Annotated in this window: 23 protein-coding genes; 10 read left to right on the plus strand and 13 right to left on the minus strand. The window is 72.4% G+C overall.

The window, feature by feature from the left end:
- Nucleotides 1-121 precede the first annotated feature (121 nt).
- The 3 genes from GJ743_RS02360 (at nt 122) to GJ743_RS02370 (ending at nt 4,852) form a co-directional block, all read left to right on the plus strand.
- A complete protein-coding gene (locus tag GJ743_RS02360) occupies nt 122-1,672 on the plus strand; it encodes a CoA-acylating methylmalonate-semialdehyde dehydrogenase (RefSeq protein ID WP_155050302.1) in 1,551 nt (516 codons plus the stop codon).
- Nucleotides 1,673-1,789: 117 nt separating this feature from the next.
- The gene (locus GJ743_RS02365; RefSeq protein ID WP_155050303.1) at nt 1,790-3,205 is read left to right on the plus strand and encodes an aspartate aminotransferase family protein; all 1,416 of its coding nucleotides are present in this window, start codon (nt 1,790-1,792) and stop codon (nt 3,203-3,205) included.
- Between the two features lie 171 nt (nt 3,206-3,376).
- Entirely contained in the window at nt 3,377-4,852 is a 1,476-nt protein-coding gene (locus GJ743_RS02370) for a flavin monoamine oxidase family protein (protein WP_155050304.1), read from the plus strand.
- On the opposite strand, the gene GJ743_RS02375 is transcribed toward GJ743_RS02370, so the two are convergent.
- The 4 genes from GJ743_RS02375 to GJ743_RS02390 form a co-directional block, all read right to left on the minus strand.
- A complete protein-coding gene (locus GJ743_RS02375) occupies nt 4,849-5,661 on the minus strand; it encodes a Pr6Pr family membrane protein (RefSeq protein WP_155050305.1) in 813 nt (270 codons plus the stop codon). The two genes, GJ743_RS02370 and GJ743_RS02375, sit on opposite strands and share 4 nt — an antisense overlap.
- Before the next feature lie 71 nt (nt 5,662-5,732).
- Nucleotides 5,733-6,566 (minus strand): amino acid ABC transporter ATP-binding protein, encoded by an 834-nt coding sequence (locus GJ743_RS02380; RefSeq protein ID WP_155050306.1) that lies wholly within the window; start codon nt 6,564-6,566, stop codon nt 5,733-5,735.
- Complete coding sequence (locus GJ743_RS02385) at nt 6,553-7,218, minus strand: amino acid ABC transporter permease (RefSeq protein WP_328288708.1); 666 nt, start codon at nt 7,216-7,218, stop codon at nt 6,553-6,555. The genes GJ743_RS02380 and GJ743_RS02385 overlap by 14 nt, the downstream gene beginning before the upstream one ends.
- Nucleotides 7,219-7,248: 30 nt before the next feature.
- A complete protein-coding gene (locus GJ743_RS02390) occupies nt 7,249-8,061 on the minus strand; it encodes an amino acid ABC transporter substrate-binding protein (RefSeq protein ID WP_155050307.1) in 813 nt (270 codons plus the stop codon).
- 345 nt (nt 8,062-8,406) lie between these two features.
- On the opposite strand from GJ743_RS02390, the gene GJ743_RS02395 reads away from it, so the two are divergent.
- Nucleotides 8,407-8,739 carry a hypothetical protein gene (locus GJ743_RS02395; RefSeq protein ID WP_155050308.1) on the plus strand — a complete coding sequence of 111 codons (333 nt, stop codon included), beginning with the start codon at nt 8,407-8,409 and terminating at the stop codon, nt 8,737-8,739.
- 80 nt (nt 8,740-8,819) lie between these two features.
- Here GJ743_RS02395 and GJ743_RS02400 read toward each other — a convergent pair whose 3' ends face one another.
- The 3 genes from GJ743_RS02400 to GJ743_RS02410 form a co-directional block, all read right to left on the minus strand.
- Complete coding sequence (locus GJ743_RS02400) at nt 8,820-9,296, minus strand: PaaI family thioesterase (RefSeq protein WP_230386311.1); 477 nt, start codon at nt 9,294-9,296, stop codon at nt 8,820-8,822.
- A 91-nt stretch (nt 9,297-9,387) separates the two neighbouring features.
- Nucleotides 9,388-10,599 (minus strand): acyl-CoA dehydrogenase family protein, encoded by a 1,212-nt coding sequence (locus GJ743_RS02405; RefSeq protein ID WP_155050310.1) that lies wholly within the window; start codon nt 10,597-10,599, stop codon nt 9,388-9,390.
- 47 nt (nt 10,600-10,646) lie between these two features.
- Entirely contained in the window at nt 10,647-11,804 is a 1,158-nt protein-coding gene (locus GJ743_RS02410; RefSeq protein WP_155050311.1) for a CaiB/BaiF CoA transferase family protein, read from the minus strand.
- Nucleotides 11,805-11,920: 116 nt separating this feature from the next.
- Between GJ743_RS02410 and GJ743_RS02415 the strand changes: the two genes are divergently transcribed.
- From GJ743_RS02415 to GJ743_RS02430, 4 genes are all read left to right on the plus strand, one after another.
- Nucleotides 11,921-12,691, plus strand: coding sequence for a GntR family transcriptional regulator (locus tag GJ743_RS02415; protein WP_155050312.1), 771 nt, complete (start codon nt 11,921-11,923; stop codon nt 12,689-12,691).
- Entirely contained in the window at nt 12,672-13,412 is a 741-nt protein-coding gene (locus GJ743_RS02420) for a PDC sensor domain-containing protein (RefSeq protein ID WP_155050313.1), read from the plus strand. Before GJ743_RS02415 ends, GJ743_RS02420 begins: the two co-directional genes overlap by 20 nt.
- An 87-nt stretch (nt 13,413-13,499) precedes the next feature.
- A complete protein-coding gene (locus GJ743_RS02425) occupies nt 13,500-14,864 on the plus strand; it encodes an NAD-dependent succinate-semialdehyde dehydrogenase (protein ID WP_155050314.1) in 1,365 nt (454 codons plus the stop codon).
- Nucleotides 14,865-15,087: 223 nt separating this feature from the next.
- On the plus strand, nt 15,088-16,638 hold the full coding sequence (locus tag GJ743_RS02430) for an APC family permease (protein ID WP_155050315.1): 1,551 nt from the start codon (nt 15,088-15,090) through the stop codon (nt 16,636-16,638).
- A 130-nt stretch (nt 16,639-16,768) separates the two neighbouring features.
- On the opposite strand, the gene glsA is transcribed toward GJ743_RS02430, so the two are convergent.
- On the minus strand, nt 16,769-18,031 hold the full coding sequence (glsA, locus tag GJ743_RS02435; protein WP_328288709.1) for a glutaminase A: 1,263 nt from the start codon (nt 18,029-18,031) through the stop codon (nt 16,769-16,771).
- A complete protein-coding gene (locus GJ743_RS02440; protein ID WP_155050316.1) occupies nt 18,028-18,393 on the minus strand; it encodes an iron chaperone in 366 nt (121 codons plus the stop codon). Before GJ743_RS02440 ends, glsA begins: the two co-directional genes overlap by 4 nt.
- Nucleotides 18,394-18,477: 84 nt before the next feature.
- Here GJ743_RS02440 and GJ743_RS02445 point away from each other — a divergent pair, with 84 nt between their 5' ends.
- Nucleotides 18,478-18,747 carry an acylphosphatase gene (locus GJ743_RS02445; protein ID WP_155050317.1) on the plus strand — a complete coding sequence of 90 codons (270 nt, stop codon included), beginning with the start codon at nt 18,478-18,480 and terminating at the stop codon, nt 18,745-18,747.
- 43 nt (nt 18,748-18,790) lie between these two features.
- Here the strand turns inward: GJ743_RS02445 and GJ743_RS19355 are convergent, their stop codons facing one another.
- Nucleotides 18,791-19,600 carry an FHA domain-containing protein gene (locus tag GJ743_RS19355; protein ID WP_230386330.1) on the minus strand — a complete coding sequence of 270 codons (810 nt, stop codon included), beginning with the start codon at nt 19,598-19,600 and terminating at the stop codon, nt 18,791-18,793.
- A 193-nt stretch (nt 19,601-19,793) separates the two neighbouring features.
- Between GJ743_RS19355 and GJ743_RS02455 the strand changes: the two genes are divergently transcribed.
- Nucleotides 19,794-20,153, plus strand: a complete 360-nt coding sequence (locus GJ743_RS02455; protein ID WP_155050318.1) for an SPW repeat domain-containing protein — start codon at nt 19,794-19,796, stop codon at nt 20,151-20,153.
- A gap of 36 nt (nt 20,154-20,189) precedes the next feature.
- On the opposite strand, the gene GJ743_RS02460 is transcribed toward GJ743_RS02455, so the two are convergent.
- The 3 genes from GJ743_RS02460 to GJ743_RS02470 all read right to left on the minus strand — a co-directional run bounded on the left by GJ743_RS02460 (nt 20,190) and on the right by GJ743_RS02470 (nt 24,082).
- Nucleotides 20,190-20,522 (minus strand): hypothetical protein, encoded by a 333-nt coding sequence (locus GJ743_RS02460; RefSeq protein WP_155050319.1) that lies wholly within the window; start codon nt 20,520-20,522, stop codon nt 20,190-20,192.
- 122 nt (nt 20,523-20,644) lie between these two features.
- Nucleotides 20,645-22,273, minus strand: a complete 1,629-nt coding sequence (locus tag GJ743_RS02465) for a helix-turn-helix transcriptional regulator (RefSeq protein WP_155050320.1) — start codon at nt 22,271-22,273, stop codon at nt 20,645-20,647.
- Nucleotides 22,274-22,465: 192 nt separating this feature from the next.
- Complete coding sequence (locus GJ743_RS02470; RefSeq protein ID WP_155050321.1) at nt 22,466-24,082, minus strand: helix-turn-helix transcriptional regulator; 1,617 nt, start codon at nt 24,080-24,082, stop codon at nt 22,466-22,468.
- Between the last annotated feature and the right edge of the window lie 4 nt (nt 24,083-24,086).

Consider the following 24,086-nt stretch of genomic DNA (forward strand, 5'->3'; position numbering starts at 1 on the left):
CTGGGGAAACGCCAGCTTAGACGACGCCGGTCGATCTGTCCGGTCCCGGCATCCGAGCGGCGATCACCACCCAGCGACGCCGTGCCGAGGCATCCGTCGCCACGACCACCGAAGGAGCGCCATGAGCCTCACCGAGACCGCCTCGTCGCCCGCCGCGACCACCGACGTGCCGCAGATCGGCCACTGGATCGACGGCGCCCTGCGCGCATCCGCCTCGGGGCGCACCGCGCCCGTGTACAACCCGGCCACCGGCGCCGTGCAGGCCGAGGTCGCCCTCGCGGACCAGGCAGAGATCGACGAGGCCATCGCCTCGGCCGAGCGCGGCTACCGCGTCTGGAAGGACTTCTCGATCGCCAAGCGCCAGGGCGTGCTGTTCGCGTTCCGCGAGCTGCTGAACTCGCGCAAGGGCGAGCTCGCGGCGATCATCACGCGCGAGCACGGCAAGGTGCTCTCCGACGCGATGGGCGAGATCCTCCGCGGCCAGGAGGTCGTCGAGCTCGCGACCGGGTTCCCGCACCTGATCAAGGGCGCGTTCTCCGAGAACGCCTCGTCGGGCATCGACGTCTACTCGCTCAAGCAGCCCCTCGGCGTGGTCGGCGTCATCAGCCCCTTCAACTTCCCGGCCATGGTGCCGATGTGGTTCTTCCCCATCGCGATCGCCGCGGGCAACGCCGTCGTGCTGAAGCCCTCCGAGAAGGACCCGTCGGCAGCGCTCTGGCTCGCCGAGCTGTGGAAGGAGGCCGGCCTGCCCGACGGCGTCTTCACCGTGCTGCAGGGCGACAAGCTCGCCGTCGACGGCCTGCTCACCTCCCCGGTCGTGCAGTCCATCTCGTTCGTCGGCTCCACGCCGATCGCGCAGTACATCTACGAGACCGCCTCCAAGCACGGCAAGCGCGTCCAGGCCCTCGGTGGTGCGAAGAACCACATGCTGGTCCTCCCCGACGCCGACCTCGACCTCGTCGCCGACCAGGCCGTGAACGCCGGCTACGGCGCCGCGGGCGAGCGCTGCATGGCCATCTCGGTCGTCCTCGCCGTCGAGCCGGTCGCGGACGAGCTCATCGAGAAGATCGCCGACCGCATCGGCAAGCTCAAGATCGGCAACGGTGCAGGCACCGACGGCGTCGAGCCCGACATGGGCCCGCTGATCACCGACGTGCACCGCGACAAGGTGTCCTCCTACGTCGACATCGCCGAGGCCGACGGCGCGACCGTCGTCGTCGACGGCCGCGGCTACACCGTCGACGGCCACGAGGACGGCTTCTTCTTCGGCCCCACCCTGCTCGACCAGGTCCCCACCACGTCCCGCGCCTACACCGAGGAGATCTTCGGCCCGGTGCTCTCGGTCGTCCGCGTCGCCTCCTACGACGAGGGCCTCGACCTGATCAACTCCGGCCAGTTCGGCAACGGCACCGCGATCTTCACCAACGACGGCGGCGCCGCCCGCCGCTTCCAGAACGAGGTCGAGGTCGGCATGATCGGCATCAACGTGCCGATCCCCGTCCCTGTCGCGTACCACTCCTTCGGCGGCTGGAAGCAGTCCCTCTTCGGCGACAGCAAGGCCTACGGCGTCCACGGCTTCGCCTTCTTCACCCGCGAGAAGGCCGTCACCAGCCGCTGGCTCGACCCCGCCACCCACGGCGGCATCAACCTCGGCTTCCCGCAGAACCACTGACCCGACCCGGTGGTCGAGTAGGGCGCCCCGCGCCCGTATCGAGACCCCTTCACCCGGTCTCGATACGTCGCTTCGCTCCTACTCGACCACCGCACGAACCGAACCAAGGACTTCCCGATGACCGACACCCTCTCCCCCGAGACCACCGCGGTGTACACGGACCGCCGCGGGGCCGTGCACCCCCTGCCCGACGCGTCCGCCGAGGCGCAGGTGCGCGCCGACGACCGCGCGCACGTGTTCCACTCGTGGAGCGCGCAGGCGCTCATCGACCCGCTGCCCGTCGCCGCGGGCGAGGGCGCGACGTTCTGGGACTACCAGGGCAACGCGTACCTCGACTTCTCGTCGCAGCTCGTGAACCTCAACCTCGGGCACCAGCACCCCGATCTCGTCGCGGCGATCCAGCAGCAGGCCGGTCGCCTCGCGACCATCCAGCCGTCGATGGCGTCCGACGTGCGCGGCGAGCTCGCGCGCCGCATCGCCGAGGTCGCGCCCGGTGACCTCGACAAGGTGTTCTTCACCAACGGCGGCGCCGACGCGAACGAGTACGCGGTGCGCATGGCGCGCGCCGTGACGGGTCGTCGCAAGGTGCTCTCGATGTACCGCAGCTACCACGGCGGCACCGCGACGGCGATCTCGCTCACGGGCGACCCGCGCCGCTGGGCGAACGAGCCGAGCGACGGCAGCGTCGCGCACTTCCTCGGGCCGTACCCGTACCGTTCGTCGTTCCACGCGACGACCGAGGCCGAGGAGACCGAGCGCGCGCTCGCGCACCTCGAGCAGGTCATCACGCTCGAGGGCGCGACCACGATCGCGGCGATCATCATCGAGACCGTGGTCGGCACCAACGGCGTGCTCGTGCCGCCGGCCGGCTACCTGCAGGGCGTGCGCGCGCTCGCAGACAAGTACGGCATCGTCTACATCGCCGACGAGGTCATGGTCGGCTTCGGCCGCATCGGCGAGTGGTTCGCGGTGAACCACTTCGGCGTGACGCCCGACCTCATCACCTTCGCCAAGGGCGTCAACTCGGGCTACGCGCCGCTCGGCGGCGTCGTGATCTCCGACCGCATCGCCTCGCACTTCGACACGGTCGCCTTCATGGGCGGGCTCACCTACTCGGGCCACCCGCTCGCGTGCGCCCCGGGCGTCGCCACGTTCGAGGTGTTCGAGCGCGACGGCATCCTCGAGCGGGTCCGCGACCTGGGCGAGCGCGTCGTCGGTCCGCGCCTGCGCGCGATGGCCGAGCGGCATCCGTCGGTCGGCGAGGTGCGGGGCCTCGGCCTGTTCTGGGCGATCGAGCTGGTGCGCGACCGCGAGACCCGCGAGCCGCTCGTGCCGTTCAACGCGTCGGGGGCGGATGCCGCGCCGATGGCGAAGGTCGCCGCGGCCTGCAAGCAGGCGGGTCTCTGGCCGTTCATCCACTTCAACCGGATGCACGTGGCGCCGCCGCTCGTGATCAGCGAGGACGACCTCGTCCGCGGGCTCGACATCATCGACGCGGCCCTCGACGTCGCCGACGCCGAGATCGCGGGCTGACCCGCTCCGCTCCCCCGACCGACCGCATGGGAATCCGCGGTTCGCGCCCCTCAGGGGCCGCGAACCGCGGATTCTCATGTGCCGGCCCCTCCGGGAGGGTGGCGCGGCCGGGCGACCGGGGTCGCCCGAGGCTGCCGGGCGGCCCGAGCCCGAGCGGCTAGCCTGAGGCACATGGACGCACGCGGGCCCGCCGGGGGGATGCCACGCCGCGCGTTCCTCGCCGCGACGCTCGGCGGCCTCGCCGTCACGCTCGCCGCGTGCACCGACGGCGGCCCGACCCCGACGCCCACCCCGACCCGCACGCCCGCTCCGTCGCCGACCCCGAGCGCGGGCGGCGTCCCGGCCCCCGAGGCGTTCCTCCGCTCACGGTGGAGCCGCGACCCGTTCACGCGCGGAGCGTTCAGCTTCGAGGCGGTCGGCTCCACGCCCGAACTGCGCAGGGCCCTCGCGGAACCGATCGCCGACCGGCTCGTCATCGCGGGCGAGGGCACCTCGTCCGACGCGCCGGGCACCGTGCACGGCGCCTACGCCGAGGGCGTGCGCGCGGCGCGCACGATCGCCGACCTCGCCGACGAGGGCGACCGCATCGCCGTCATCGGCGCCGGCATCGCCGGGCTCGCCGCCGCGCGCACGCTCGCCGACGCCGGCCACGATGTCGTGGTGGTCGAGGCCGGCACGTCGCTCGGCGGCCGGCTGCGCACGGTCGAGGACGACGCGTTCGGCGGCCCGGTGGTCCTCGGCAGCGTCTTCGCCTCCGACGGCGCCGAGCTCCGCCCCGTGCTCGCGGAGGCGGGGGTCGCGACGCGCCCGTTCACGCCCAACGTCCAGGCCCGCACGCCCGACGGCGTCGTCGCCGAGCCCTCGCCCGCCGGGTGGGAGGCGATCGCGATCGCCCAGGAGTGGGCCGCCGGCAACTCGGCCGACGTGTCGCTCACCAATGCGCTGATCCGGTCGGGCGCGGTCCCGATCTCCGGCGAGCCGGGCGCCGACGGCCTGAGCCCGCGCGACTGGCTCGTGAACGCGATCTCGACGGGCGTCGAGCCCACGACGGGCGCCGCGCCGACCCGGGTCTCCGCCAAGCGGTTCGACGCCGACATGGTGTGGCGTCCGACGTCGCGGGTGGTGAGCGGCTGGAGCGCCCTCATCGACCGGCTCGCCGACGGCCTCGCCATCGCGGGGTCGAGCGTCGTCACGACGATCACCGTGGGCGACGACGGAGTGGGCCTCCGCCTCGACACGGGCGAGTCGCTGCGCATGCACCGCGTGATCGTGACGGCGTCGGTCGGCGTGCTGAAGACCGACACGATCACCTTCGACCCGCCGCTGCCGCTCCTGCACCAGCGCGCGATCGGGGTGCTCGGCATGGGCGCCTCCGACGTGGTGTGGCTCGCGTTCGACGAGCCGTTCTGGCGAGCGGATGCCGCCGGCGCGACTCCGACCGATGGCACGAGCGGCGACGCGAACGTGTTCACGCTGGTCGGCGCGACCCCGACCGTCGCCGCCTGGCTCGACGTCGGGGTGGATCCCCGGCGCCCGGTCCTCCTCGGCATCCTCGCCGCCGAGCACGCGCGGCGCCTCGCTGAGCTCGACGACGACGACGCCCTCGCCGAGGTGCTCGCGTCGCTCGAGCCCTTCGCCCCGCGCTAGCGGCCGGCCCGTCGGCGCACCCCGCGCCGCGCCAGCCGCCGGTGCACGCCGACGAGCACCGAGGTCAGGCCGACGAAGATGAGCAGCACGAGGACGCAGTACACCGCCACGCCGAGGTAACCGCCGACCTGCCCGGCGTCGAGGAAGAAGTACGGGTACCACCCGATGTCGGCGCCGCGGACGAGCGTGTAGACGAGCCATCCGGCGGGGAAGACCAGCACGAGGCCGATCGTCGCCCACGGCACCGGCGGGTTCACGGCGATCACGGCGTCGACGGTCCACGCGACGAGCGCGAGCACGGGCACCACGAAGTGCAGGAGCGTGTCGGACCACGGCACCTCGAGCCGGTAGTCGCGCGTCGACGCCTGCACGGCGATCAGGGCGAACACGATGCCGGAGACGAGCAGGTAGACCGTCACGATGGTGCGGAACGCGGCGAGCACGGGCGGGTCGCGGTGCTGCGTGAGCGCGAACCCGGCGGCGACGAGCAGCACGACGACGGCGAGCATCGCCGACAGGATCGTGAAGTAGCTGAAGAAGTTCACCGACGCGAACAGCGGGAACTCGAGCACGTACTGGTAGTTGCCGATCAGCGCGACGATCTCGACCACGGCGATCGCGAGGCGGAACGCTCCGAGCGCGCGCCGCGACCTCGTCGTCCGCGCGAGGGCCGCCGGGTCGACCGCGAGCACGGCGGCCTCGACGGGGGGCGACTCGACGCCGGTATCGGGCGCGGGAGCGGCGCCGGCCTCGGCCGGCTCCGCGGCGCTCCCCGCCCCCGAACCGGAGCCGAGGACGCGCGCGGACATGCCCTCACGGTAGTCGCCCCGCCTCCACGCCGGTCGCGGATACGCCGGGGCGCGCGCCAGTCGCGCCGACCTCAGTCGAGCGGCCGCAGGATCCGGTCGAGGAACCGTCGAGTCCGCTCCTCCCGCGGATTCGTGAAGATCTCCTTCGGCGCACCGCGCTCGACGATGACGCCGCCGTCCATGAACAGCACCTCGTCGGCGGCCTGCTTCGCGAACTGCAGTTCGTGGGTCACCACGACCATGGTCCAGCCCTCGTCGGCGAGCTCCTTGATGACGTGCAGCACCTCGCCGACGAGCTCCGGGTCGAGCGCGCTCGTCGGCTCGTCGAAGAGCAGCAGGTCGGGCTTCAACGCGAGCGCGCGCACGATGCCGACGCGCTGCTGCTGCCCGCCCGAGAGCTGGTGCGGGTACTGGTCGTGCTTCTCGGCGAGGCCGACGCGTTCGAGCAGGGCGGATGCCTCGGCGAGCGCCTGCGCCTTCGGCACGCGCTGTACGCGGATCGGTCCCTCGACGACGTTCTCGAGCACGGTCATGTGCGGGAACAGGTTGTGGTGCTGGAACACCATCGCCGACCGGTCGCGCATCGCCAGGCGCGCGGCCTTGTCGGCCGGGCGGGCGAAGTCGATCGACGGTCCGCCGTCGAACTCGAGCGTGCCGGCATCCGGCGTCTCGAGCCCGTTGAGCGAGCGCAGCACGGTCGTCTTGCCCGAGCCGCTCGGTCCGATGAGCGTCACGACCTCGCCGCGGCGCACCGAGAAGTCGATGCCGCGCAGCACCTCGTTCGCTCCGAACGACTTGCGGATGCCGCGTGCCGACAGCAGCACCGCGGCATCCGTCGCCCCGGCCTCGCGGGGTGCCAGCGGGTCGCCACCCGTCGGCGGCACGGGTGCGTCAGTGGGCGACATAGCGGTCCAACCTCTTCTCCAGGCGCGTCTGCCCGCCCGAGAGCGCGAGGCAGAACAGCCAGTAGATCAGCGCCGCCTCGAGGTAGAGCAGCATGAACTCCTGGCTGAACGCCGCGATCTGCTGGGCGACGCGGAACAGCTCGGTCACGAGGATCAGCGACGCGAGCGACGTGTCCTTGACGAGTGAGATGAACGTGTTCGACAGCGGCGGCACCGAGACCCGGGCCGCCTGCGGCAGGATGACGCGACGCAGCGTCGTCGCGGGCGACATCCCGATCGTGTACGCGGCCTCCCACTGCCCCTTCGGGACCGACAGGATCGCGGCGCGGATCACCTCGGCCGCGTACCCGCCGACGTTCAGCGAGAACGCGATGATCGCGCTCGGCCACGGGTCGATCACGAGGCCGACCGCGGGCAGGCCGTAGAAGATCACGAACAGCTGCACGAGCAGCGGCGTGCCGCGGATCACCGAGATGTAGAACCGGGCGATGCCCGAGACCACCCGGTTCTTCGACAGCCGCATGAGCGCCACGGCGAGCGCGAGCACGAGTCCGATCGCGAACGATGCGAGGGCGAGCGGGATGGTGCCCGTGATCCCGCCCCACACGATCGGCCAGAACGACTCGAGGAACAGTTGCAGGCCCTCGTTCACGGGTCACCGCCTTCCTGGGACGGCGACAGGCTACTCGGTGACGTCGGCGCCGAAGTACTTCTCGCCGATCTTGGCGAGCGTGCCGTCGGCCGCGAGCTCGGCGAGCGCCTCATCGATCGCGGCGACGAGGGCCTCCTTGTCCTGCGTGAGCGCGAAGGCGCTCTCGGAGGTCTCGTCGGTCTCGGCGGCGACCTCGATCGCGGCATCCGGCGTCGTGTTCACGTAGTCGAGGAAGGTCAGCTCGTCGTTGATGGTCGCGTCGACGCGACCCTGCTCGAGCAGGGCGACGGCCTGCGCCCAGCCCTCGACGGCCTCGACCTGCGCGCCCGACTCGGTCGCGAGCTCGTACCAGTTGCTCGTGAGCGACTGCGCGGTGGTCTTGCCGGCGAGGTCGTCGAACGACGAGATCGAGGTGTCGCCCTCGTTCACGACGATGACGCCGCGCGAGACCGTGTACGGCGTGCTGAAGAGGTACTGCTCCTCGCGCTCGGGCGTGATCGAGACCTGGTTGCCGATGACGTCGAATCGGCCCGCGTCGAGGCCCGCGAAGATCGCGTCCCACTGGGTCTCCTGGAAGGCGATCTCGAGGCCGAGCTTCTCGGCGACGGCCTCCGCCACCTCGACGTCGTAGCCGACCAGGTCGCCCGAGCCGTCCTCGTGGTAGCTGAACGGGCGGTAGGTGCCCTCGGTCGCGACCGTGAGCGTCCCGGCCTGCACGAGGCCGTACTCGTCGCCCGCGGCGTCCGCTCCGCCCGAGGCGCCGTCGCTCGTCGAGCACGCGGCGAGCGCGAGGACGGCGGCGGATGCGGCGGCGAGGCCGAGCAGGGTGCGGGTGCGAGTCATACGTGGTGCTCCGTTCGTGACGTGGAAGGGGACCCGGCGGGATGGTGCCGGCCGCCGCGGACGGCGGTGAGCCCCGGCGGTTGCGGACGAGTCCAGCACGGCCGGGGCCACGTGGTGAAACCCGATGACCCCGGGTTTCATTTCCGATCCGACCGGATTCGCGGCAGATCCGCCGTCGGATCGACCGTGCTCGGAAGGCGCCACGCGCACATGCGCGCGCGGGCATACACGCTCGAGTGGCTGGTGCGCAATGGGCGGCGGCGGCGATTTCGGCGTGGCTAGGCTGGCGCGGTCGAGGGACGGATCCCCTCGTCGCACTGCCCCCGCAGATCGAAGGAACCCGAAATGATCACGCTCTCCTGGCTCCTCCTCATCGCCCTCGCCGGCGGCGTCCTCGCGATCGTCGACGGCATCTGGCGGCTGCGCGCCCGCGGCGGGTCGACGGTGATCGGCATCATCGAGATCGTCGTCGCCGGCCTGTTCGTGCTGTCGCTGTTCCTGCCCGGCATCCCGTTCGGATCGCTGGTCCTCGGCATCGCGACGCTCGTCGTGCTCGTCGTCGCGCTCATCATGCGCGGACGCCTCGGCATGACCCTCACGATCATCGCGCTGGTGCTCGTCGCGATCTGGATCGTGCTCGAGAACCGCTGGCTCGTCATCCCCGGCATCAACAGCTGACCGTCGCCGGAGTCCGCGTCGGATGCGCACGAGGCCGGCACCCGCGAGGTGCCGGCCTCGTCGTCTCCGCAGGGCGGGCCTCAGGCGGCGCGAGCCCCGCGAGCCTCGGTGACGCGTCGCTTCTCGCGCACATACACCTCGCGCCGCACCCGCGCGACCACGTCGCCGTCGGCGTCCACGATGTCGGTCTCGAACCACTCGAGCACCTTCGCGCCGCCGTGCGCGCGGCGGCGCAGCTCGTCCGCGCGTTCGCGCGGCACCTCGAACCGGGCGGTGAGGACGCCCCGGCCGGGCTTGACGAACTCGATCTCGCCGCGCGTGTCCCACACGACGAAGTCGCCGCCGAGCTGGTGCCGGACGAGCATGAAGAAGTAGGGGTCGGTCATGGCCGACATCGAGCCGCCGAAGGCGGTCTTCACGTAGTTCCGGGTGAAGGCGTTGACGTGCAGGGCGACCTCGGCGCTCGTCCAGTCGGGCGCGAAGCGCCGCACCCGGATGCCGCTGAACAGGTTCGGAGCCCAGAGGCTCATGCCGATGGCCAGTCGTCGTGGGGTCATGCGCATCGGTCCAGTGTGGCGCGCGGCCGCGGCATCCGTCGGTTCGTAGTCGGTTTGCGACAACGGATGCCGCGCGGCGCGCGCCCGGACGCTAGAAGGCGCTGAGTCCTGTGAGCGCGCGGCCGATGACGAGCTGATGCACCTCGTCGGTGCCCTCGTAGGTGCGCACCGACTCGAGGTTCGCGGCGTGCCGCATGACCGGGAACTCGTTCGTGATGCCGTCGCCCGCCAGGATCGCCCTCGCCTCGTGCGCGATCTTCAGCGCCTCCCGCACCGAGTTGAGCTTGCCGACCGAGGTCTGCGCGGGCGTCAGCGCGCCGCGCTCCTTCAGGCGGCCGAGGTGCAGCGCGAGCAGGACGCCCTTCTCGACCTCGACGAGCATGTCGGCGAGCTTGGCCTGGATCAGCTGGTTCGCGCCGATCGGCCTGCCGAAGACCTCCCGCGTGATCGAGCGGCCGAGCGCCGACTCGAGGCACGACCGGGCCGCGCCCATGGCGCCCCAGACGATGCCGTACCGCGCCTCGTTGAGGCATCCGAACGGGCCCGACAGGCCCCGCGCACCGGGCAGCATCGCGTCGGCGGCCAGCCGCACGCCCTCGAACGTGACGTCGCACTGCACCGACGCGCGCATCGAGAGCTTGCCGTCGATCGGGGTCGCCGTGAACCCGGCGGTCTCCGTCGGCACGAGGAACCCGCGCACGACGCCGTGGTCGTCGGCGCCCTCGTCGTCGACCTTCGCCCACACGACCGCGACGTCGGCGAGCGACGCGAGCCCGATCCAGCGCTTCGCGCCGTCGATGACCCACTCGTCGCCGTCGCGGCGCGCGACGGTCGTCATCGCGGCCGGGTCGCTGCCACCCTGCGGCTCGGTGAGCGCGAAGCACCCGATGAGCTCGCCCTTCGCCATGCCCGGCAGCCAGCGCTGCTTCTGCTCCTCCGAGCCGTACTTGTGGATCGCGCTCATGGCGAGCGAGCCCTGCACCGACACGAAGGTGCGCCAGCCCGAGTCGGCGGCCTCGAGCTCGAGGCACACGAGGCCGTACGCGACGGCGCCGGCCCCGGCGCATCCGTACCCGGTCAGGTGCATGCCGAGGAAGCCGAGCTCGCCGGCCTCGCGCACGAGCTCGCGGCGGAAGTGCTTGTCCTCGAAGTCCTGCTCGATGATCGGCGCGATGCGCTCCTGCGCGAAGCGGCGCGCGCGGTCGCGCCAGGCGAGCTCGTCGTCGGTGAGGAGCGCGTCGAGGTCGAACACCGCGTCGATGCGGGGTGCGGTGACGGTCGCGTCGGTTTCGGTGGCGGTCATGTCGGTCCTTCCAATCGGTCGTGGGCCCAGCAGGGCGGATGTCTCGGTCAGTCGCGCGGTCGCCAGTCGGCGCCCCGGTCGGCGTCGAGTGCGGGCGGCGCGGTGCGGTAGGTCGCTCCGTCCCCGCCGACTCGGATGGGGTTCGCGATCGAGCGGTGCGCGGGTGCCGCTTCGTCGACTTCGCGCGTCTCGGCGACGGGGTCGAGGCCGAGCGCGTCGGCGAACGCGATGGCCTCGGCGACGTCGTTCACGAGCCCGGCAGGCACGCCGGCCGCCGCGAGCGCGTCGACCCAGTGCCGAGCGGATGCCGCGGCCAGCGCCTGCTCGAGCGCGTCGGCGAGCTCGGCGCGATGCGCGACCCGGTCGGCGTTCGTGCGGAATCGGGGGTCGTCCGCGAGTCCGGGCCGGTCGACGACGTCCGCGAGCGCCCGGAACTGCCGGTCGTTGCCGACCGCGATGACGAGCTCCCGGTCGGCGGCGCGGAACACCGCGTACGGAGCGATGCTTGGATGTTGGTTGCCGAGGCGGCGGGGCGGGGATCCCGTCGCGAGCGTCGACGACGCCTGGTTGGTGAGCGCCGAGAGCAGGCTCTGCAGGAGGTTCACCTCGACGAGGCATCCGACCCCGGTGCGCTCGCGCTCGCGGAGCGCAAGCAGGATCCCGGCGACGGCGTTCTGCCCGGTGAGCACGTCGACGAGCGCGACGCCGACCTTGGACGGCTCGCCGTCGGGGTCGCCCGTGATGCTCATGAGCCCGCCGACCGCCTGCACGAGCAGGTCGTACCCGGCGAGCGCCGCCCCCTCGCCCGTGCCGAAGCCCGTGATCGAGCAGTAGATGGCCGCGGGGTTCAGCGCTCGCACGTCCTCGTACGCGAGGCCGAATCGGGCCATGACGCCCGGCCGGAAGTTCTCGACGACCACGTCGGCGGATGCGGCCAGCCGACGCGCCTCGGCCAGCCCCGCGGCATCCGTCAGGTCGAGCGCGACCGATCGCTTGTTGCGGTTGACGCCGCCGAAGTACGTGGCGCGGCCGGCCTGGTCGACGGGCGGGGTCCAGTGCCGCGTGTCGTCGCCCGCAGGGGGCTCGACCTTGATGACGTCGGCGCCGAAGTCGGCGAGCATCATGGTCGCATAGGGCCCGGCGAGCACGCGCGAGAAGTCGGCGACGCGCACGCCGGCGAGCGGTCCGGTGGTTCGCTCGTGCATGGCATCCGCCCTCGCTGGAGGCGGCCCTCATCGGCCGCGCTGGAATTCCTCCTATATTGAATGATTTTTTGGCGCGGCGCCAGTCGGGACCCCTCGGCTCGGCTAGCCTGAGTCGCATGGAAGCGAGGGTGGGTCCTGGAGCGCGCGAGGCCGTGTTCGCCCAGCTCGCCGACCAGGGCCGCGCCGAGCAGGTCGCGCGCCGGCTCACCGACGGCATCGTGCTGGGCGTGTTGCACCCCGGCGAGCGCCTGCCGAGCGAGCCGGAGCTCGCCCGCCGCTTCGGCGTCGCGCTCATCACCGTGCGCGAGGGGCTCGGCATCCTCCGCGAGGCCGGACTCGTCGAGACCCGACGCGGACGCGACGGCGGCAGCTTCGTCGTGGAGGACGTGGGCGGCCACCGGTCCCTCCTCACCACGCGCCTGCGCGGGCTCGCGCAGGTCGAGCTCAGCGACATGGCCGTCTACTTCGGCGCGATCCTCGCGGGCGCAGCCGAGCGGGCCGCCGAACGCGCGGCCGAGGGAGACGGCGCGCGGCTCGCTGCGTGGCTCGCCGCCGCCGACTTCGGCACCGCGGCATCCGCCCGCACGAACCAGGGCGGCTTCTTCCTGGAGGTCGCCGTGCTCAGCCAGTCGGCCCGCCTCGTGCGCGAGCAGATCCGGCTCCAGGCCGAGTTCGGCCCGCTCCTCCTGCTCGGACTCGACGACGACGACGCACGCGCGGAGGTCGTCGCGTGCGATCGCGCGATCGTGCGGTCCGTGACGGCGGGGCGACCGGCGAAGGCGCGCGACGCGGCCGGGGCCCTCGTGCGTGTGCTCTCCGAGCAGCTGCTCGCCGCCAAGTCCCGGGTCGAACGGGGAGGGACGCTCGATGAGCCGATCAGCGCGTGAGGTCGCGACGACGGTCGCCGAGCTGTTCACGGGGGTCTTCGACCAGCTCGCCGCGTGGCGCGCGCCCATCGAGCAGGTCATCGCCGCCTCGCCCGAGGTCCGCCCGGCCGAACTCGACACGACGGTCGCCGACCTCGTCATGCCGCGCATCGTCGAGGACGATCCGCTGCTCGTCGGAGCGGGCTTCATCGCCGACGGCGAGATCGTGCGCGGACGCGACGTGCACTTCGCCTGGTGGCTGGGCCCCCTCGACGCGAACCCGGTGCTGGGCTCGACGACCGAGCCGACCCGGCTCGACCTCACGACGCGTGGCTACACCGAGTACCTCCGCGACTTCCGCGCGCTCGAGTGGTACGCGATCCCCGCGACGACCCGGCACGCGCACGTCACCGGCCCCTACGTCGACCACCTCTGCACGTGCGACTACATCCTCACCCTGACGATGCCGGTGCACGCGCGCACGGGCGTCGGCGACGACGCTCGCATGGTGGGCGTCGTGGGGGCGGATGTCGCGGTCCGCCGCCTCGAGCAGGAGCTCCTCGCCGTCTTCCTCGACGCGCCCGAGCCGCTCGCGCTCGTGAACGCCGACGGCCGGGTCGTCCTGTCGACCGAGCCCACCCTGCAGGTCGGGCAGCTCGCCGCGACGTGGGCCGAGGAGGAGCCGTGCCCGGGCACGCCGTTCCGCGTGCTGGTCGCGCCCGAGGCATCCGCCTCGAAATAAATCATCCGTTGCTATATCTTTGACGGACGAGCGTATGCACCGCGGCAGACGGGCTCTGGCGTGCGTGCACCCGAGAAGGAGAACTCCATGAGCTATGCCGTGACCAATCCCGCCACGGGCGAGACGGTCAAGACGTACCCGACCATCACCGACGCGGAGCTCGAGGCGGCCATCGCCTCGACGGCGGAGGCGCACGCGACCTGGTCGAAGTCGACGACCGTCGAGGAGCGCGCCGCGCTCATCCGACGCGTCGCCGAGCTGCACACCGAGCGCCGTCAGGAACTCGCCGAGATCATCGTCCGCGAAATGGGCAAGCCCATCGAGCAGGCACTCGGCGAGGCCGACTTCGCCGCGGCGATCTACGAGTACTACGCCGACCACTCCTCGGAGTTCCTGAAGGACGAGCCCGTCGACCTCCTCGCCGGCGACGGCTCGGCGATCATCCGCCGCAGCTCGCTCGGCCCGCTCCTCGGCGTCATGCCGTGGAACTTCCCGTACTACCAGGTCGCGCGCTTCGCCGGACCGAACGTGATCATCGGCAACACGATCATCCTGAAGCACGCCGAGCAGTGCCCCGAGTCGGCCGCCGCGATCGAGCAGATCTTCCGCGACGCCGGCGCGCCCGAGGGCGTCTACGTCAACGTCTACGCCTCGCACGACCAGATCGCGACCGTGATCGCCGACCCGCGCGTGCAGGGCGTCTCGCTCACCGGTTCCGAGCGCGCAGGCGCGGCCGTCGCGGAGCTCGCGGGCAAGCACCTGAAGAAGGTCGTCCTCGAGCTCGGCGGCTCCGACCCGTTCATCCTGCTCTCGACCGACGACCTCGACGCGACCGTGCAGAACGCGGTCGACGCGCGTCTCGACAACAACGGCCAGTCGTGCAATGCGGCCAAGCGCTTCATCGTGATCGACGAGCTCTACGAGCCCTTCCTGGAGAAGTTCACGGCGAAGATCGCCGAGGTCGAGGCGACCGACCCGACCTCGTCGGACTCGGCGCTCGGCCCGCTGTCGTCGCTCAAGGCCGCCGAGGGCCTCGACGACCAGGTCAAGCGTGCGGTCGAGCACGGCGCCACGCTCGTGCACGGCGGTTCGCGCGAGGGCGCGTTCTTCCAGACCACGGTGCTGACGGACGTCACGCCCGAGAACCCCGCCTCGAAGGAGGAATTCTTCGGCCCGGTCGCGCAGGTCTACCGCGCGGCCGACGAGGCCGAGGCCGTGCGCCTCGCGAACGACATCCCGTTCGGCCTGGGCTCGTACGTCTACACGACGGACCAGGAGCAGGCGCTGCGCGTCGCCGACTCGATCGAGGCCGGCATGGTCTTCGTGAACCTCGTGCTCGCCGACGGCGCCGAGCTGCCGTTCGGCGGCGTGAAGCGCTCCGGTTCGGGTCGCGAGCTCGGCCGCTTCGGCGCCGACGAGTTCGTCAACAAGAAGATGATCCGCATCGGCTGATCCCGGCGGTCGGGTCGGCGCGCAGCGCCGAATCGAGACCATCCTGCCCACGAGCCCCCGGGTCCCCGTGACCGGGGGCTCGTTCGTGCCGCGAGGGCTGCGGCATCCGCTGAAGAAAATCATTCGGTTCTATAGATATAGAGCCGAAGGTATGGCAGCATGGCGCCACACCAGCGTCCCGGGGTGGGCCGGACGCGATCGATGATGATCACGAAAGGCAGAGATGTCCGAACCCGCGAAGCGCGCCGAACTCGGCGACGCGCAGCACCTCGAGGTCCTCGGCTACCAGGACTCGTTCAACCGCTCGATGAGCCTCTGGGCGAACTTCGCCCTCGGCTTCACCTACCTCTCGCCGCTCGTCGGCGTCTACTCGCTCTTCGCGCTCGCGCTCACCGTGGGCGGGCCGCCCTCGATCTGGTGGATCGTCATCGTCGGTGCGGGCCAGCTGCTCGTCTCGCTCGTCTTCGGCGAGGTCGTCTCGCAGTACCCGATCCACGGCGGCATCTACCCGTGGGCGCGTCGCCTGTGGGGCCGCCGCTACGCGTGGATGGCGGCGTGGGTCTACATCTGGGCCATGATCGTCACCATCACGGCGGTCGCCGAGTACGGCTCGGGCTTCGCCTCGAGCCTCTTCGGGCTCGAGCACACCGCCGACACCACGCTGTGGCTGACGCTCGGCCTGCTGCTCGTCGCACTGCTCATCAACCTCTCGGGCACGAAGTGGCTCGCGCGCATCGCGCGCATCGGCCTCGCCGCCGAACTCGTCGGCGTCATCGGCCTCGGGCTCTACCTGCTGATCTTCCAGCGCAAGCAGGAGTTCTCGGTGTTCTTCGACACGATGGGCGTCGAGGGGGACGGCAGCTACCTCACCGCGTTCGTCGGTGCGGCACTGGCCGGCCTCTTCCTCTTCTACGGGTTCGAGGCCTGCGGCGACGTCGCGGAGGAGGTCGAGAACCCGGCCCGTCGGATCCCCCGGGCCATGCAGCTCACGATCCTCGTCGGCGGCGTCTCCGCGCTGTTCTCGTTCGCCGGCTACGTGCTCGCCGCGCCCGACCTGCGGGCGATCGTCGCGGGCGAGGACGCCGACCCGATCCCCGCGATCCTCGAGTCGACGCTCGGCCCGGTCGGCGCGAAGCTGTTCCTCGTCGTCGCCATCACCGCGTTCCTCTCGTGCGTGCTGAGCCTCCAGGCCGCCGCGAGCCGCCTGCTGTTCTCGTTCGCGCGCGACGGCATGCTGCCCGGCCACCGCTGGCTCTCCAAGGTGACCGAGGGCAGCAAGGTCCCCGCGAACGCGCTCATCGTCGCCTGCACCGTTCCCGCGATCATCGCGGTCCTCGTGTGGCTGAACGCCGACCTGCTCTACCCGGTCACCGCGTTCGCCGTGCTCGGCATCTACGTCGCGTTCCAGATGGTCGTGCTCGCCTCGCTCCGCCAGCGGATCAAGGGCTGGAAGCCCGCCGGGCCGTTCTCGCTCGGCCGCTGGGGCCTTCTCGTGAACATCATCGCGCTCGCCTACGGGGTGTTCGCGATGATCCTGCTCGCGACGCCCGGCACCTCGGGCGACCCCGTCACCGACTGGATCGTGCTGATCGGCCTCGGCATCGTGCTCGGCACCGGACTCGTGTACCTGTTCGTGGCACGCCCCGACCGGCAGTCGGACGCCCCCGCGGGCGACGCGATCGAAGTCGCCGACCGGCTGCGTGCGCACGGAACCCGCGCAGTTCCGGCCGCTGCAGCCACAGCCGCAGCCGCAGCCGACGAGCCCGTGGCCTGAGCCGGGTCCGGGTCGAGAGGGGCGACCCGGATCGGGTCCGGCTCGGGCACGGCCCAGCATCGCGCGAGCACGGACCACGAAGCGCCCCGGGGCATCCGCCTCGGGGCGCTTCGCCGTCGTGCTGCCGCGATCAGTGCGAGTCGTCGACGCCGAACTGCTGGAGCACCCGGTCGGGAGCGCCGATGGCGTGCACCTCGATGCCCGCGGCCTCGGCCGCGTCGGCGGTCGCGCCGAGCAACTGCTCCGCGATCCCGGCGACGACCGTGACGTCGCCGAAGTCGAGCCGCACGATCCGGGCGTCGGTGTGGTCGAGCACGCGCCCGACGTCGTGCACGATCTGCTCCGCCGCGATGAAGTCGAGCTCGCCGCGCAGGTCGAACGTCACGGTGCCGGCCGCCGCGTCGACGTCGACCTCCGCGACCGGGGACACGGGTTCGACGATGTGGTCGAACATGTGGAGCCCGAACCGGTCGGAGAGCGCCTCGAGCATCGCGACGCCGCGGGCGCTGTTGCCGGCCTCGTCGAGCGGCGGCGAGTAGACGCCCACGCCGAACTCGCCCGGCCGCACGGCGACGATGCCGCCGCCGACGCCCGACTTCGCGGGCATCCCGACGCGGAACGCCCACGCACCCGAACGGTCGTACATGCCGCACGTCGCCATCACCGAGAGCGTGTCCCTGGCCGCCCGCTCGCCGATCACTCGGTCGCGCGTGATCGGGTGCACACCGCCGTTCGCGAGCGTGGCACCCATCAGGGCGAGGTCGGCGGTGGTGACGCGCAGCGCGCACTGCCGGAAATAGGGATCGGTCGCCGCGTCGACGTCGTCGGTCGCGAGTGATCCCGCGGCGAGCGCGAGTCCCGCCAGCGCGCGATTCCGGTGCCCGGTCTCGGCTTCCGACCGGTACACCTCGTCGTCGAGGTCGAGCTCGCGGCCGGCGAAGCGGGAGAGCGCATCGCGGATGCGCCGGAAGCGCTCATCGGCGTCGCCGGCCGGCACGAGCGAGGTCGTCACGATCGCGCCGGCGTTGATGAACGGGTTCTCGGGCCGTCCGCGCTCGTCGAGGCTGATCGCGTTGAAGGGCTCGCCGCTCGGCTCGACGCCGACGCGCTCGTGCACCGCGTCCGCGCCGAGCTCCTCGCACGCGAAGGCGTAGACGAACGGCTTCGACGCCGACTGGATCGTGAACGGGGCATCCGCATCGCCTGCGCCGTAGGTCCGGCCGAGCACGCTCGCGATCGTGACGCCGAAGGCCTCGCGGTCGGCGTCGGCGAGTTCGGGGATGTAGTCGGCCACCGTGCCCTCGGCGACGCGGGCGGCGACGTCGCGGAGCGTCTCCGCGAGCACGCGGTCGACCGCGGCGCCGAGCAGGCGCGGCCGGTCGTCGGCGCTCACGCGCGGCGGCGGCCGATTGCCGCGTCGATCTCGTCGCGGCGCAGGCTCACGAGGCGGCGCACGGCCTCCTCGGGCAGTGGATGCTCCGGGGTGAACCGGACGGTGCCCTTGGTGCGGTCGAATCCCTCGAGCAGGTCGGCGGCCGCGTCGATCACGGCGGGGCTGAACGGGTAGAGCCCGATGTGCGCCTTCGCCTCCATGACCGCGAGGAGCGGCTTGCCGGCGTAGCGCAGCGCGGGCATGCCGTAGCTGCGTCCCTCCTCGGCATCGGGCACGACCTCGCGTGCGATGAAGAACACGCCCTCGATGCTCGATCGCGCCGGCTCGTGGAGCCCGGCGACGTACTCGGTGACCTCCCCCATGGCCGTCATCGTACGCGTGCGGCTCGGGCGCGGCATCCGTGCGGTCGCGCGGCACGCGGTCTACCCTCGTCGCAAGGGGGTCGCATGATCCGGCAGCGCGTCATCGTCCACGGCCGCGTCCAGGCGGTCGGCTTCCGGTTCAGTGCGCGCGTCGAGGCACAGCGGCTCGGCGTCTCGGGGTGGGTCCGCAATCGCAACGACGGCGCGGTCGAGGCCGAGATCGAGGGCGAGGAGGCATCCGTCGCCGCGATGCTGGCGTGGCTCGACGAGGGCCCGCCCGGCGCCGACGTCACCTCGCTGAGCACCGCCGACCTCGCGCCGACCGGCGAGCGCGGCTTCCGCGTCCTGAGCTGAGGCCGACGAGCGGATGCCGCGGCCGGGCGTCACCCGTCGGGCGTCACGGCGCCGTCGACGGAGGGGGACGGTCGCCGGTGAAGGCCTCGGTCAGGGTCGCGACGCCGAACGCGAGGGCGGCGCCCCCGATGCCGAGCACGAGCACCGTGACGATCGCGGCGACGAGCACCGGGAGGCCACGACTGCGCTTCGGGACCTCGAAGCCCATCGGCGCCGTCGTGGCCGACGCGGCCGAGCCCGTCTCCGGCGCCGAAGCGGGGTCGCGTGGCGCGACCACCGCGCCCGGCACGCCCCCGACCACCCGAGCCGGCGGCGGTTCGGGCGTCCGCCGCAACGCGTCCTTGGCGAGCTGGGCGAGCGCCGCCGCCATCCCCGTGAGCGGTGCGGCGATCCACGGCGCGATCCCGGTCAGGCCGGTCGCGACCTGCACCACCACGCCGACCCCGAGGAGCATCAGGGTCACGAGCCCGCCGACGATGACGGCGCGCCCGATCCGCACCCTGCCGCGGCGGAGCGCGACGCCCGGCACGGGCCGCTCGCGGGGGCTGAGGTACGACAACTCGACGGAGCCCAGCCGGACGAGGTCGCCGTGGTGGAGCTCATGCGGCAGGCCGGCTTCCGTCCCGTTGACCGAGGTGCCGTTCGTGGAGCCCGCGTCCTCGATCGTGACCGTGTCCCCGGTCCGCACGATCCGGGCGTGCCGACGGCTCATCCCGTCGACGTCGAGGACGATCCCGCACGACGGGTCGCGGCCGACGACGGTGGTGCCGGGCGGGACCGCGAGGCGTCGCCCTCCCCACCGGCCCCCGACCACGAGGAGGGTCGGTTCCGATGCTGCGTGCTGAGGTGACATCCGACTGCCTGCCGGCGGCCGAGGCGGCAGGCCTCGACCACGCGTCGAGCGTACGCCGCGTCGGCGCCCCGAGCCACTCGCGTGCGGCGGGGCGGGAGTCGGGACTTCGGTCCATTGACCGGACGGTCGGTCGGGAATACCGTTGAGGTGACACCCAGATATGGGAGCCGCCACCTGAAGGAGGTTGGTTTCTATGAAGAAGTGGACGCGATGGGAAGACTGGGTGGCGATCGCCGCCGGTCTCGCAGTCGCACTGTCGACGATGTTCCTCGAACCGATGGGGGCATCCGTCTCGATCATGGTGGTGCTGGGCGTACTGCTCGTCGCCTCGGGCATCGTGAACCTGGCCTGGCCGGGCATGGTGGCCATGGAGTACGTGCAGGGCGGACTCGGCATCCTGCTGATCATCTCGCCGTGGGTGGGTCGCTACGTGGAGACGGGCGCCTTCGGGCCTGCGTGGATGTCGTGGATCTGCGGCGCGATCGCCGTGGTCGTCGCCGCCCTCGCCATCCGCCCCGCGATGCGCGCGCACCACGACGCGATCACGCACTGACGCGATCATCGCTGAGGCGATCGACCGCTGACGCGGTCAGCCGCTGATCGCCGCGCCCGAGGCCCGGGAGCGCGGGGCAGTCCCCGCCCCCGGGGCCTCGTCGCGCCCGCGCGGCCGCAGTTGCCGGACGCACAGGACGAGCATGATCGCCGACGCCACCAGGTAGAACGAGTGCAGCAGCCAGATCGGCCCGACGGGCAGGCTGAACACGTACACCGAGTAGACGACGTTCGCCGCGTTGATCATGACGATGCTCCCGAGGCTGTACGAGCCCACGTCGTGCGTGCGGATGGCCTTCCACACCATCGGCAGGTTGGCGGTCGCGAACACGACGGCCGCGACCATCCCTGCGAGCACCGGAACATCCATGCCCGCGACGCTACGCGCGCCCCGGGTCCGGCCGCGTCGGGAGAAGCACGCAACTTCGCACGAGCCGCCGATGGGTCGTTCTACCCATACGGATGCCCGGGGGCGTGCGGGCCCCGTCGCCGTCAGACGAGGGGGTGCTCGAACGCGTAGGCCGTCGCCGCCGCCCGGCTCGGGACGTCGAGCTTGGTGAAGATGTTGCTGAGGTGCCGTGCGACGGTCTTCTCGCTGAGGTGGAGTTCCGAGGCGATCTCGCGGTTGGTGATCCCGCGCGTCACCAACCGCAGCACCTCGACCTCTCGACCCGTCAGCGGCAGGTCACCGCGCCCGCCTGCACCCCGCGCCCGGTCGAGCGCCGCGAGCGCCGGCTCAGCCCCGAGCTCCGCGAACGCCGCCTCGGCGAGGTCCTCCTCCAGCTCCGCTGCCTCGTCCTCGTCGAGGTCGCGGCGCGCCCGTGCCATGAGCACGCGGCACCGCGCGATCTCGTACGGCGCTCCGACCTCGACCCACGCCTCGCGGGCCGCTCGGAGGCGCGTGAACGCACCCGACGCGTCGCCGCCCGCGAGGCGGACCTCCCCGTCCGCGTACGCCGCGATGGCACGCAGCATGACCGACGCGTTCACGCGCTCCATCGCGGCCAGCTCGTCCGCGGCGGCCCGCGCGGCGTCGAGGTCGCCCGCCGCCACCTCGATGCTGACGATCGCGGGCAGCAGGTGGCAGCGCGTGGCGGCGTCGGCGCTGTCGGCGCTCCGCCGGATCAGGCTCTGCGCCAGTGCCGCCCGGCCCTCGTCCAGGCGCAGGAGCGCCAGCCCGGGTTGCGGATCCCATCCCGATTCGGCGGCCTTCGCGAACCTCGCCTCCGCCTCGTCGAACGCGCCCCGCAGGCGCAGCACCTCCGCCTGCTGGTAGTGCGCGCCGAAGGCGGCCCCGACGTCGCCGGCGAGCAGGCGCTCCTCGGCGAGCTTCGCCGCCGCCATCGCGTCGGTCCACGCCCCGTGCAGGCGGAACAGCTCGGCTCGGTGCGCCTGGCACTGCCCGCTGAAGGCCACGAGCGACGGCTGGTCGTGGCACCACCGGTCCAGGGCCCGCGTCCACTCGACCGCGCGTGCGAGCTCGAACGTCAGGTGGCAGTACCCGATCACCGCGCAGTACACGATCCCGGATGGCACGGGGCCGACCTCGCCCGCGGTGACCGAGACCATCACCTCGTCGAGCATCCGGATCCCGCGGGCGGGATCCCCGGCCATGATCGTGGCCTGGCCGCCGCCGAGGAGCGCGAAGGCGGCGACATCCGGATCGCCCGTCCGTTCGGCGATCTCGCCGGCGCGGCCGAAGAGCTCGAGCGCCCGATCCGCCGCCCCGGCGTAGAGCGCCGCGAGGGCCTCCGGAACCAGCACGAACCCGGCGGCGGCCCCCGGCTCGTCGAGTCGTTCGACGAGCCGCGTCGCGCGCGCGAGCCATCCCATTCCCTGCGACGGGTTGCCGGAGTTCATCGACTCGAGGCTGATCCAGGTCGCGCTGTACGCGGCGCGGTCCAGGTCCCCGGCCGCGAGGTGGGCCTCATGGGCGAGCGTGCCCACCTCGATCGCGCGCCGGTCGTGGCCGACGAGGTCGGAGGCCATGGCGAACCGATCGAGGTCGTCCCCGGACATGGCGTCGGCGTCGTCGCGCGCCCGACCGAACCAGTCGACGGCATCGTTCCACCGGCGCTCCGCGAACGCGGTGCGCGCCTGCTCGAGACTCGTCGCGACCATCGCCATCGGGCCCGGCCGGGCGACCGGTCGGTCGCCCGGGACCGCTCCTTCGCGAACGGTACCGCGCACCCTCCCGGGCGGCAAGGCCATCGCGGATGGCGCTTCGCACCTCCTCTCGCACGGCCGACCGGGCACGCCCGTCCGCTCACGTCGTCGCGTGCCGCGCACGCGAGACCGACCTGACCGCCTCGGTCAGACGAGGCCGTGCTCGTAGGCGTACGCGGTGGCCGCCGACCGGGACGAGATCCCGAGCTTTCCGAAGATGTTGCTGAGGTGCCGCGCGACGGTCTTCTCGCTGAGCGAGAGCCGCTCGGCGATTCCACGATTGGTCAGGCCCGTCGAGACGAGCCGGAGCACCTCGACCTCCCGCTCGGTGAGCGCCCCGATCCGGCGTTCGCCGGCGACCTCCGCCAACTCGGTCAGCGCCGGCTCGGCACCGACCGCCGCGAACACGTCACGTGCCGCCGCGAACTCGGTGTCCGCCGCACGGTCGCCGAGCGCGCGCAGCGCGCGCCCCGCGAGGACCCGGGCGCGCGCCCGCTCCACGGGGGCATCGACTGCGAGGAACCCCTCCGACGCCTCCCGCGCCGCGTCCAGCGCACCCCGCGCGTCGCCCTCGGCGATGAGCACCCGGGCCTCGGCCGCCGCGATCATGGCCTCCAGCATCGGCGTGGGCATCGACTCGCTCGCGGCACGCAGGTCGGCGAGCGCCTGCCGCGCAGCGACCACGTCGCCGGCCGCGACCTCGATCTCGACGACGGCGGGCAGCACGAATCGCCGGGTGAACCGATCATCGCCGGCGGCGTTCCGCCGGATCTCCGCTTGCGCCGCCTCGATCTGCCCGGCGGCGAGGCGGAGCAGCGCGAGGCCCGGCTGCGGCTCCCAACCCGATTCGCCGGCACGCCGGTACGACTCCTCGGCCGCCCGGAACGAGCCGCGCAGCCGCTGCAGTTCCGCCGCCGAGTTCGGCGCGCCGTAGACGGCCCGGTAGTCGCCCGCCCGGAACCTGCCGAGCGCGAGCTCGCTCGACGCGGCGGCCTCGTCCCACGCCCCGCGCACGATCTGCAGCGCTGCGCGCAACGCGTGCCGCTGCCCGCTGAACGTGACGAGCGACGGCTGGGCGCGGCACCATCCGTCGAGCAGGTCGAGCCAGGCGGCGGCGCGCCCGAGGTCCTGCGCCATGGTGGCATCCGAGATGAGCGCGCAGCAGATGACCCCCGTCGAGACCGGTCCGACCCGGCCCGCCTCGATCGCCGCGATCGCGCGGTCGTAGCTCGCGAACCCGTCCGCGACCTCGCCCAGCTCGATGAGCGACTTGCCGAGCCCGAGCGACGCGTTCGCGTCGAGTTCGCCGTCGTCGTGCTGCTCGGCGACCGCGCGCACCTCCTCGAACGTCCGACGCGACTCCGCGGCGTCCCCGCTGCCGAGTTGCGCGACGCCCGGTCCCATCCGGGCGAACGCGATGAGCCGCGGGTCGCCGACCGTGCTCGCGACGCGCATCGCGCGCGCCGACCAGGTCACCGAGCCCGAGAAGTCCCCGAACTCGATCATCTCCAGGGCGAGCCACCCGGCGACCCGCCCCGCTGCCTCGGCGTCGGACGCCACGAGGTGCGCCGCGTAGGCGCGCGCCGCGGCATCCACCGCCAGCGGCGGCTCACCTCGCAGCAGCGCGGCCGTCGAGAGCAGTTCCAAGTCGGATGCCGCGAGCCCGCCGTCCGCGTCGACGCGCCCGAGGTACTCGACCGCATCCGCCCAGCGCCGATCGGCCGCCGCAGCGCGGCCGGCATCGAGCGTGCTCGGCGAGGTCATCTCC

This window comes from Agromyces bracchium (assembly GCF_009709675.1).
GTDB classification, from domain to species: domain Bacteria; phylum Actinomycetota; class Actinomycetes; order Actinomycetales; family Microbacteriaceae; genus Agromyces; species Agromyces bracchium.